Genomic DNA, 11,631 nt, shown 5'->3' with positions numbered 1-11,631 from the left:
ATCTAGTACAGCCCCAATAAAAAAGTTGACCGTTAACTTAACGATCAACCATTCTGTTTACTATACCTAATTTCACATACTTTTAAATATCATCAATGATAACTTACTTTTCAGACAGCCTACAAAACTTGTCAGCAAGTTTCGGGAGCATTTTTAAAAGTATATCGCTATTATGACGATACAAATTCTGGCTATAACAAAAAAGCGAGTCTTATATTCACTTCCTTGAAAAATCAAACTAAATTAATTTAATTAATTAATTACAGAGACATTTAATGATGAGCCACCAACAAGTTGAACACGTTTACCTGCAACAAATTTAGGATCAGCTTTTTGTACGACAACAATCGTTTTACCATCATCTTTTTTAATCACAAGTTCTGCACCATTAACTTGGCTTGCTTTTTCTTCAATTTTGCTGCCGACTACCGCACCGGCAATTGCACCAACAGCTGTTGCAATCGCTTGACCACGACCTCCACCGATTGCACTACCAGCAACACCACCCAGTACGCCCCCCCCAACAGTACCAATAACACCTTGATTATCTGCTTGAATTTTTACCGGACGAACCGAAACCAATGTACCGTAGCTAATTGAACGAGCTTCTTTTGCCTGATCAGCAGAATAAACATCGCCACTAAAAATATCAGTATTTGCACAACCTGTTACACCAAGTGCCACTGCAAGCGCTAATGCTACTGTCACTTTTTTCATAATTAATCGACCTTATAAATTTAAATTAAATTGGGTTTCTTGGAGACCAAGTTGAGATATTTTTTAACCCATTACCGTTGTCAGAGACTTTTACGCAAGCACCAACAACAAGGGTTGAGTCATATTGATGGGTAACTATTTCAGTTTCGCCTTCCTGTTTATACGAACAGTCGTTTTTACGGATAGTTAGCTGAAGGTTTTCACCTTGCATTTCACTAAAAATTACTTGACCTTTATATGCGCTTTCATCGTTTTGATTATTTGATGAACAAGCTGTCAAACCCAAACTGAGTAAAACGGTTAATGCCAGGATCATCTTTTTCATTATGCTAAACCTCGAGTATTTTCTTAATAGAGTAAGGGTGAACTTTTATGCAAGTATGATTTGCACTTTTATCCGCAAAACTTACTGCAATAGAAGGATTCGGTAAACGTTCGCCTTCAACTTTCGGTTCACTAACTTTAATGGTTAATTGAGTTAAATGTTGCCATAAAAACTGTCGATTGATTCTCCCTATCCACGCCTCAATTGATTCATCTGCGAGGAAAGGAATCACAATCTCAATATGCTCCCAGGTCTCTTGAAGATATTGTTTATTTTTAGGAAACGGTAATTCAATAACATCAACAAGTTGCCCGGCAAAGGCAAGCGGTCTTTCTAATTGAATTAAATAGATAGACCGACCATTGACGATATTATCGGACAAAATTCTACCGCACTTTAATAGACGTGTCAGCCAAATTTTTGCATTTTGTTCACTATTCACTCGTAAGGCGAGATGATCGATTTCGTAATCCTTTAAATCAAGTTTCATTACCGAGGCGAGTGCTTGGATTTTATCTTCAAAATCAATTAATTCGAGCTGAAGTGCGGTTAAATTTTCATTGAAAATTATCATATTCTCCCTTTGAGAAATACATAAAGAACGCTATCATAGCCAAATATTTTTACTATTCAAATTTAACGTAGGAAAAACTGTGAATATTCAATCTATTTTATCCGATAAAATCAAACAAGCGATGATCGCTGCTGGCGCTGATGAATCCTGTGATGCGCTTGTTCGTCAATCAGGCAAACCTCAATTTGGTGATTATCAGGCCAATGGTATTATGGCGGTCGCCAAAAAATTAGGTTTAAATCCCCGTGAATTTGCCGAAAAAGTACTAGAGAATGCGAATTTATCCGATATTGCAGAAAAATTAGAAATTGCCGGCCCGGGTTTTATCAATATATTCCTTAATCCGGATTGGATTGCCAAAGCAATCTCCACCGCTCTTGCCCAACCTCATCTAGGTGTTCAAGCCAAGGAAAAACAAACTATTGTTATCGACTATTCCTCACCCAATGTGGCAAAAGAAATGCACGTGGGTCATCTTCGCTCTACTATTATCGGTGATGCGGTTGCCCGCACCCTCGAATTTTTAGGGCATCATGTTATTCGAGCAAACCATGTGGGGGATTGGGGAACGCAATTTGGTATGCTTATTGCTTATCTTGAAAAAATGCAAAATGAGCAGGCCAATGAAATGGCATTGCAAGATTTAGAAACCTTCTATCGTGAAGCGAAAAAATGTTATGACGAGGATGAAGCTTTTGCCGAGAAAGCACGTCATTATGTGGTGAAATTACAAAGTGGCGACCCTTACTGCCTTTCCATGTGGAAACGTTTAGTGGATATCACTATGCAGCAAAACCAACATAATTACGATCGCTTAAATGTCACCTTAACAGAAAAAGATGTGATGGGTGAAAGCCTGTACAATCCTATGTTGCCAAGCATTGTTGAAGATTTGAAAAAACAAGGGTTAGCCGTTGAAGATGAGGGGGCCTTTGTGGTGTATTTAGAAGAATTCAAAAATAAAGAAGGCGAACCCATGGGCGTCATTGTGCAGAAAAAAGACGGGGGTTTTCTATACACCACAACAGACATTGCTGCCGCAAAATACCGTTACGAAACCTTAAAAGCCGATCGAGCCCTTGTCTTCTCGGATACCCGTCAAAGCCAACATATGCAACAGGCTTGGCTTATTACCCGTAAGGCTGGCTATGTTCCGGATAGTTTCTCCTTGGAACATAAAAACTTCGGAATGATGCTGGGTAAAGATGGCAAACCCTTTAAAACCCGTACCGGCGGCACGGTAAAATTGGCGGATTTATTAGATGAAGCCATTGAACGGGCAACCACACTAATCAATGAAAAAAATAGCTCACTCTCTGAAGCTGAAAAAGCAGCCGTGATTGAAGCGGTGGGAATTGGCTCAGTAAAATATGCCGATCTTTCTAAAAATCGTACCACCGATTATGTGTTTGATTGGGACAATATGCTCAGTTTTGAAGGCAATACCGCTCCTTATATGCAATATGCCTACACCCGTATTCGTTCAATTTTTAGTAAAACGGATGTAAATATGACCGCACTTTCTGATGCAGAAATCATTCTCGACAATGAAAAAGAACGGGCACTTGCCATTAAATTACTGCAATTTGAAGAAGCCGTACAAACCGTCGGTAAAGAAGGCACGCCTCATATACTTTGTGCCTATTTATATGAATTGGCCGGCGTATTTTCTTCTTTCTATGAACATTGCCCAATTTTAAATACAGAAGAGGAAAAGGTGAAATTAAGCCGTTTGAAATTAGCTTTGTTAACTGAAAAAACCTTAAAACAAGGCTTAACATTATTAGGCATTAAAACCGTTGAAAAAATGTAATCCTCCTTCCTTAGAGGTGCAAAGAGATCTGCCTCCCAAAAGTTGGACGAAATGCCAACTGACTAAGGTGCAGATTTTTTGTAATTAAATACGATTAACCTTTTAAACAAAAAGTGAAAAAATTTTGTCCTCATCATTTTTCTACCAAAAAAAAGACAATAATAAAATAAGGGGAGAAATAACAGATATCGACCATAAAAATACAAGGATCGATAGCTTATTGTCCTGTTTATGAAGAATAAAAAAGACCGGTAGATCCGAGGCAAAAATAGGGGATTAAACAGATAATCAGAATAATGATAACGCTCGTGCTCAGCTAAAAGTAAAAGGACTGAGTCCTGTGAAATAAAGAACTCAGTCCTTAAATTAAATGAGTCTAACTTTTTGGATAGCTCATATTTTATCTCTTTTGAAGCATCAGCGTGAACTTAACTTATCTTAACGCTGCATTGCTGCCCCCATTAACAATATAAAAATCACATCTTGAACCTGTTCTTCCGGCACAACTTGACCGTTTAATTTCAACTCACCATTTTCAAGCACCAATTTCATTGTCACGGACTTTTCATTATTTACAGCGATACCTTTGTTCGCGGCTTCTGTTGCCATTTCCTCAATTCTAGCCTTAATGTTTGCTTTATCTTCTTCCTCTGCAAACTTCATCATCAGATTTTCAGCCGTTGCCTTATCTACCTGAATATCGACAGCAAAATCCGTAAATTGTTGATATAAATCACCATCTATAAAATTAAATCTCGGATCTTTGGCTAAGGCGATATTCATATCGAATGACATTTTTCCTTGCTCATCGGAAATAGAGATAGGGTTAAATTTAATTTGCGGCTGGTTATTAAAAATCGCCACACCATATTGTTTTACCCAATCACTGAAAATTTGCCCGACAACTGCATCTAAATTTTCTTGTTCTTTTCTTATTGAATTAAAAACGGTAACGAAAGATTCAACAAGTGAGTTTACTGCATTCGCTTCAATATGATTAAGCGCTAAATTATAGGTGACTTTCCCAAAATCTTTACCATCAATGATGAGCGAACCGATATCATTTGTACCTTTAAGACTTAAAAAATCCCCATCCAAGGACACTTCGGATGTTACTTTTACGCCTTTTTCCACAAAAGACATCTCTTTTCCGTTTTGATCCAGATTTGTCATTTCCATACTTTCAATAGAAGACGTCCCTTTTCCTGTATAGAGATATGCCCACTTCGTTGGAGCAAAAGTCGTACTAGACTTAATGCCTTTCCATTGAAATTTTGCCGATTTAAGATTGTCTTCACCACTAAGATTCTTTGTCTCAAATAACAAGTGCTCAATTGAAGTATCGTAAATGCCTGAAAGATCTTGATTAACATCAAAACCAATCAGCATATCCGACCAAATCAATTTATTTTGATCGGATTTAGGATCAATAAACTCACCAGCGAGTACCTTTAATTCACCTTTTGTGGTTAAACCATAACTTGTCGAGGATTGATACTGAATGGGCTTGTCCGACTTAATCGCATCAAATAATGATTGTGTCGTTTCATTTTTGCCAATGGTTCCTTCTAGCGAAAACATTGCCGGCTTCAAATTAAATTTAGCCAGTTGATTAAGGGGTAGCGGCCCATGATACAGTGTTGTTGAAAAAGGGATCGTCCATTGTTTTTCTTCTTTCGGCAAAGAAATCACCACTTCATCTTCCACTTGAGAACTGAAAAAGCCACGTTCAAATTGCTTATTTTTAAACTCAACCTTAAATCCCTCTGATGAACCTAAACGTTGATTTGCCTGCTCAATTTGGCGTAGATATTCCGTTTCTGCTTTTTGACCGGTAAACCAACTCCCTCCTACCCAAGCAGCCCCAAGTACAGCGATTGCGCCAATAGTAACTTTTGATTTTTTCATAAGTTATCCTTCTGATAATAAGACATAAAAACTGCGGTCAATTCTACCGCACTTTTCTTTTTTCTCCAGTAGTTTATGAAAAAACGCATTCCCCCCTTGAAGTTTGATAGTTTGCACTTATCTTGCAAAACAAGAACGGAGACCACCGCACTTTACTATCGAGAAAAATAAAATTTTTTAATTTTCTCTTGAAATGCGAAGAAGTATCCACATCTTACAATTCGTAACGAATTACACTCAATTAAAAAATTTACTTAGGAGAAAAAAAATGGGAAAAATTATTGGTATTGACTTGGGTACAACCAACTCTTGTGTCGCTGTAATGGATGGCGATAAACCTCGTGTGATTGAAAATGCAGAGGGTGATCGCACCACACCGTCAATTATTGCTTACACCAATGATAACGAAACATTAGTGGGTCAACCGGCGAAACGCCAAGCGGTTACCAACCCGAAAAATACCTTATTTGCAATCAAACGTTTAATCGGTCGTCGTTTTGAAGATGACGAAGTCAAACGCGATATTGATATTATGCCATTTGAAATCACTCGTGCAGACAACGGCGATGCTTGGGTTAATGTGAAAGGCGATAAACTTGCACCACCACAAATCTCTGCCGAAGTGTTGAAAAAAATGAAGAAAACCGCCGAAGATTTCTTAGGCGAACCGGTCACCGAAGCGGTTATTACCGTACCGGCGTACTTTAACGATGCACAGCGTCAGGCAACCAAAGATGCCGGTCGTATTGCAGGTTTAGAAGTGAAACGTATTATTAACGAACCAACGGCTGCAGCATTAGCCTATGGCTTGGATAAAGGTCAAGGCAACAAAACTATCGCTGTGTATGACTTAGGGGGCGGTACGTTCGACTTATCCATTATCGAAATTGATGAAGTCGGCGGTGAAAAAACCTTTGAAGTATTAGCTACAAACGGTGATACCCACTTAGGGGGTGAAGACTTTGATACCCGTGTGATCAACTACTTAGTGGATGAGTTCAAAAAAGAGCAAGGTGTTGATCTACGCAATGACCCACTAGCAATGCAACGTTTAAAAGAAGCGGCAGAAAAAGCGAAAATCGAACTTTCTTCTGCTCAACAAACGGATGTTAATCTTCCTTACATCACCGCAGATGCCACCGGGCCGAAACATTTAAACATTAAATTAACCCGTGCGAAATTAGAATCCTTAGTGGAAGATTTAGTGGCGAAATCACTTGAACCAATCCGCATTGCGTTAAAAGATGCCGGTCTTAGCGCTTCTGAAATTGATGATGTAATTTTAGTGGGCGGTCAAACCCGTATGCCACTTGTACAACAAGAAGTGGAAAAATTCTTTGGCAAAGCACCTCGTAAAGATGTTAACCCGGATGAAGCGGTGGCAATCGGCGCAGCCGTACAAGGCGGTGTATTAGCCGGTGATGTGAAAGATGTATTATTGTTAGACGTAACCCCATTATCATTGGGTATCGAAACTATGGGCGGTGTGATGACCACCTTAATTGAGAAAAACACCACGATTCCAACGAAAAAATCGCAAGTGTTCTCAACAGCGGAAGATAACCAAAGTGCGGTAACCATTCATGTGTTACAAGGTGAACGTAAACAAGCCTCAGCCAATAAATCCTTAGGTCAATTTAACCTTGAAGGCATTAACCCGGCTCCTCGTGGTATGCCACAAATTGAAGTGACCTTTGATATTGACGCAGACGGTATCATTCACGTTTCAGCGAAAGATAAAGGCACCGGTAAAGAACAACAAATTACCATTAAAGCCTCTTCCGGTTTAACTGATGAAGAAATTCAACAAATGGTGCGTGATGCGGAAGCCAATGCGGAATCCGATCGTAAATTTGAAGAATTAGTTCAGGCACGCAACCAAGCGGATCACTTAGTGCATAGCACCCGCAAACAGTTGGAAGAAGCCGGTGATAAAGTGCCAGCGGCAGATCGCAGCGTAATCGAAAGTGCCTTAAGTGACTTAGAAACGGCGGCAAAAGGTGAAGATAAAGCAGTGATTGAAGCGAAAATCCAAGCCCTTGCCGAAGCGGCACAGAAACTCGCACAAACCGCCCAACCACAAGGCGAACAAGCTCAAAGCAACAGTAAACCAAACGATGACGTTGTTGATGCTGAGTTTGAAGAAGTGAAAGATAACAAATAATCCATTTGTTAATACTAACAAGGGCGTTGCAAAACGCCCTTTTCGTGTATTTATCTTATAAAAAGAGCGGTTGATTTTAACCGAGTTTTTCAATCCAAAAACTTCTGAAAATTTGACCGCACTTTAAGTCTCCCCCCTCTTTACAAAAGAGGAGGAACAAAATGGTAAAAAACTATTCGGAGAAAGAATAAAATGGGTTCCCTTCTTTTCCGACTTTGTGGAATTGAATTTGTAGGTAATTTTCGGCTGTCTGAGCGCAGCGAGTTCCGAAAATTTCCGTGAAGCAAATTCAATGGAACAAAGGGATAAGGAAATGCAGGGTCGCCTTTCTTTTGGTTACTTTTCTTTGGCGAAGCAAAGACAAAATCTGAAAGATTCTGAACGTTGGCTTTGCCAACGGCACAAAGTGCAAGCGTAGCGAAGTAAAAGTGACAATAAAATGGAAAAACCTAATGGCAAAACAAGACTACTACGAACTTCTCGGCATCTCAAAAGGTGCAGACGAAAAAGAAATTAAACGGGCTTATAAAAAGCTTGCAATGAAATATCACCCTGATCGTACTCAAGGCGATAAGGAAAAAGAAGAAAAATTCAAAACCATTCAAGAAGCCTACGAAATCCTCAGCGATAAAGAAAAACGTGCAGCCTACGATCAATACGGCCATGCAGCCTTTGAGCAAGGTGGTTTCGGCGGTGGCGGATTTGGCGGCGGTTTCGGTGGTGCGGATTTTGGCGATATTTTTGGCGATATGTTTGGTGATATTTTTGGTGGTGGCAGCCGTGGTCGCCAACGTGTCGTGCGTGGTGAAGATTTGCGTTATGATCTTGAAATCAGCTTAGAAGAAGCGGTGAAAGGCACCACCAAAGACATTCAAATCAACACCCTTGCCCATTGCGATAGCTGTGATGGTACGGGGGCAGAAAAAGGCTCAAAAGTGGAAACCTGCCCAACCTGTCACGGTGCGGGAAGAGTACGCCGCCAACAAGGATTCTTCGTAACGGAAACAGCTTGCCCAACCTGTCACGGTTCCGGTAAGAAAATCGAAAAACCTTGCCACGTCTGCCATGGTGAGGGTCGTGTTCATAAAAAAGAAAGCCTTTCCGTTAAAATTCCGGCAGGGGTCGATACCGGTAACCAACTTCGCTTAGCCGGCAAAGGCGCAGCAGGCGAAAATGGTGCACCGGCAGGTGATCTCTATGTGGTTATTCATGTAAAAGAGCACCATATCTTTGAACGTGATGGCAACAATCTTTATTGTGAAGTCCCGATTAGCTTTGCTACAGCAGCATTAGGCGGTGAAATTGAAGTACCGACCTTAGATGGTCGGGTAAAACTCAAAATTCCTGCTGAAACCCAAACCGGAAAATTATTCCGAATGCGTGGTAAAGGGGTCACCACACGTGGCTATGCCGGTGATTTAATTTGTCGCATTGTGGTTGAAACCCCGGTGAATTTAAACAGCAAGCAAAAAGAATTACTGAAAGAACTTGAAGAAAGTCTGCAAGGCAAGGGATTAAGCAAACACAGTCCGAAATCCTCCGGCTTTTTAGATGGGGTGAAGAAATTCTTTGATAATCTCGGGAAATCCGATAAATAAACACATCAACATCAAAGCCCGCATTTAGCGGGCTTTTCATTTGGGTTGCGATAAAAGTATAGTTAATTTGATCTGCCCCCAAAAGGTTAGACTAATTAAATTCAAGGACTGAGTTCTGTATTCCACGGGGCTTAGTCCTTTTAGTTTTGTTTGAATCCGTTCATAATTATAGTCATGAATATATTCACAATCGCTTTTTCAAGTTGCTCAAACGTTTCAAATCGGTTGCCGTAATAACATTCCGTTTTTAATCGGGCAAAAAAAGCTCTTCATCGCACTATTATCAAGGCATTTCTCGACATACTTTATTGAATACTATCCTCAAGTATTTTACGATAGCTTTCCATTTGATATTGCCACCCTTGATCTGAATGGAGTATCGGTTTTGCGCCATCAAATCTTCTAACAGCTTGCTCCATCATTCCGGTAATCTGCTCAAAATTTGGACTTGGCGAAAGACCATAGCAGATAATCTCACCATTAAATAAGCCCTTAATCGGCGATAAATAAAGCTTACTTTCAACACATTTAAGCACCGTCACATCAGTCACCCATTTATCATTTGCCCCTTGTGCAACAAAGTTTTGTTTTAGCGGATTATCAGCGATTTTACCCATTTCACCTTTGTAAGGACGGTATTTCTTCTGTTTGCATTTCCCCTTTAAACCGAGCTGTTGAATGATAGATTGCACTCGCTTGTGATTGATAGTCATCGTTTTTTTTAACACAAATGTCACACGACGATAGCCATATTTACCGTCATTTTCGTGATAAATCCTCGTGACTTTTTGCTTAATCGACACATTTTTATCGACTTTAGGTTTTAAGTAATAAAAAAAACACTTCGTGCCAACCCAATTAAACGGAGTAACAACTCAAGTGGAAAGTGAATGCGCAAGGCTTTTATGATTTCTGCCTTTTCTCCATTTTTTGTTGGTTGAGTTCCCGCAACTTTTTAAGATGACATTCTCCGCTTCAAGCTCTAAAATTCGGTAACGCAAACGTTCTTCTTCTGTTTTGGGCAGTGGCGGCATTTCCTATAGAATAGTGCCCATTTTTAACGGCTTGTATGACGGTTAATTTAAATTCAGGAGAATAGATTTGTTTGAGGTTTAGCATCGTTAAGCCATTGATTCCACAGTGATTAAAATAGTGATTAAATCGGGTAATCCAAAATCTTAACGTACTCTCTTTGAGATGAAATTGTTTGCGTGTCAGTGATCGATTTTTATTGTGTTGGAGATAAAATTCGATCACTTGCTGTTTGAAAAGTGGGTTATATTTAGTCATAAAAAATCTGCACCTTAGTGAGTTGAAGTTTAGTCTAACTTTTTGGGGCAGATTATTTTGACCTCACTTGATGATTTAAATGGAATGTAAAACCACAAAATAGAAATATCAATGAAATGTAGCAACCGTGTTCAAAACACCTTTTATAAATATCGTGTAGCCTCCCATTTTTCATTGTTTTCACTAACGCATTGATAATGGTTAATAATTTACGCATACACGCCATTAATGCGACTTTCTTCGCTTTGCCTCTTGCGACCAATCGGTCATAAAAGGCTTTAAAAACGGTTTCGTGCCGACTTGCGGGCAGCGCTGCCATATATAGCGCATTGCGGACAATAGCACGACCGCCTGAGCAAAAAAATTTACCTTTCCACTCGCACTTTCTCGCGGATGGGGGATTACGCCGACAAGCGAGGTAATCTTTTTGCCGCTTAACTTGCCAAGCTCAGACAAATTTGACATCAACACGGCAACCGTATTTTTTCCAACACCTTTGATGTCGGCGATGAATTCCGCTTTGTCGTTCAAGTACCGGCTATAGTCGTTGATATCCTTGTCTAACTCGGCAATCAGCTTACCCAGCGTATCAATTAAATGTTGAATACTGGCAAGCTGACTTTCATGGCTTTGTTGCAAGCGGTTGAGCTCGGCAACATGCATCTCAATGAGATGGCGACGACGTACCACAAGGGCCTGAAGCTTTGCTTAACGGCACATAAAGCAAGCTTTCTGTTTCGCCTTTGAGGTCAAGATTTTGCCCATAAAATGCCAAGTTAATCGCATCCTTGGTATCGGTTTTCACCGAATTTTGGGAGCGAGCATAGCTTGCCGCTTTTTGTGGATTGGCAATCAACACCCGAAAACCTGCCTGAGTGAGAGTTTTGGCAAGGAGGATTTCAAGTCCGCCGGTGGCTTCGAGAGTAATCAGAGCCACATTTTCAACCTTACGGTCTGTGCGATACCTTTCGGATTATTCGTCTGTGTTTTAGTTTTCTTGTAATTGGAAATCCCAATCACGAGACTACGCTTAGCAACATCAATGTCGCAATAAATTGGATTGTTCATCGGTAACCTGCCTTGTATTTGGGTAAACCATTCAACTGTTCGATTTTGCTGATGAAAGTTATCCACGCCTACACTACGAAACGAGTTGCGACTCTAGGGACATACAAGCTATGGATAACATTTGAGGGGCTATTATCGTTTATTTTTAACATACAAGGGACACACTGCGTGTGT

8 protein-coding genes and 2 pseudogenes are annotated in these 11,631 nt (G+C 40.0%); 4 read left to right on the top strand and 6 right to left on the bottom strand.

Features of this window, described 5'->3' with window-relative positions; genetic code table 11:
• Positions 1–252: 252 nt before the first annotated feature.
• The 3 genes from BKK50_RS06070 to BKK50_RS06060 are packed head-to-tail and all read right to left on the bottom strand — an operon-like array spanning position 253 to position 1,616.
• Complete coding sequence (locus BKK50_RS06070) at positions 253–717, bottom strand: outer membrane lipoprotein (RefSeq protein WP_077416323.1); 465 nt, start codon at positions 715–717, stop codon at positions 253–255.
• A 25-nt stretch (positions 718–742) separates the two neighbouring features.
• Positions 743–1,042 carry a hypothetical protein gene (locus tag BKK50_RS06065; RefSeq protein WP_077416321.1) on the bottom strand — a complete coding sequence of 100 codons (300 nt, stop codon included), beginning with the start codon at positions 1,040–1,042 and terminating at the stop codon, positions 743–745.
• A 4-nt stretch (positions 1,043–1,046) separates the two neighbouring features.
• Entirely contained in the window at positions 1,047–1,616 is a 570-nt protein-coding gene (locus tag BKK50_RS06060; RefSeq protein ID WP_077416319.1) for a VOC family protein, read from the bottom strand.
• A gap of 79 nt (positions 1,617–1,695) precedes the next feature.
• Between BKK50_RS06060 and argS the strand changes: the two genes are divergently transcribed.
• Positions 1,696–3,429, top strand: a complete 1,734-nt coding sequence (argS, locus tag BKK50_RS06055; protein WP_077416317.1) for an arginine--tRNA ligase — start codon at positions 1,696–1,698, stop codon at positions 3,427–3,429.
• Positions 3,430–3,867: 438 nt separating this feature from the next.
• On the opposite strand, the gene BKK50_RS06050 is transcribed toward argS, so the two are convergent.
• Positions 3,868–5,337, bottom strand: a complete 1,470-nt coding sequence (locus tag BKK50_RS06050) for a YdgA family protein (protein WP_077416315.1) — start codon at positions 5,335–5,337, stop codon at positions 3,868–3,870.
• Positions 5,338–5,605: 268 nt separating this feature from the next.
• Here BKK50_RS06050 and dnaK point away from each other — a divergent pair, with 268 nt between their 5' ends.
• The 3 genes from dnaK (at position 5,606) to dnaJ (ending at position 9,099) form a co-directional block, all read left to right on the top strand.
• Positions 5,606–7,501, top strand: a complete 1,896-nt coding sequence (dnaK, locus tag BKK50_RS06045; protein WP_077416313.1) for a molecular chaperone DnaK — start codon at positions 5,606–5,608, stop codon at positions 7,499–7,501.
• Positions 7,502–7,793: 292 nt separating this feature from the next.
• Positions 7,794–7,919, top strand: coding sequence for a hypothetical protein (locus BKK50_RS13050; protein ID WP_279625573.1), 126 nt, complete (start codon positions 7,794–7,796; stop codon positions 7,917–7,919).
• A gap of 34 nt (positions 7,920–7,953) precedes the next feature.
• On the top strand, positions 7,954–9,099 hold the full coding sequence (gene dnaJ, locus BKK50_RS06035; RefSeq protein ID WP_077416311.1) for a molecular chaperone DnaJ: 1,146 nt from the start codon (positions 7,954–7,956) through the stop codon (positions 9,097–9,099).
• Between the two features lie 99 nt (positions 9,100–9,198).
• Here dnaJ and BKK50_RS12185 read toward each other — a convergent pair.
• Together BKK50_RS12185 and BKK50_RS06015 are read right to left on the bottom strand one after the other, a co-directional pair.
• Positions 9,199–10,389, bottom strand: a pseudogene (locus BKK50_RS12185) (IS3 family transposase); the annotation flags it as partial.
• 178 nt (positions 10,390–10,567) lie between these two features.
• Positions 10,568–11,457, bottom strand: a pseudogene (locus BKK50_RS06015) (IS110 family transposase); the annotation flags it as partial.
• Positions 11,458–11,631: the final 174 nt, after the last annotated feature.

The organism is Rodentibacter rarus, assembly GCF_001998965.1.
Classification (GTDB): domain Bacteria; phylum Pseudomonadota; class Gammaproteobacteria; order Enterobacterales; family Pasteurellaceae; genus Rodentibacter; species Rodentibacter rarus.
This window is presented reverse-complemented; position numbering and strand designations above follow the sequence as displayed.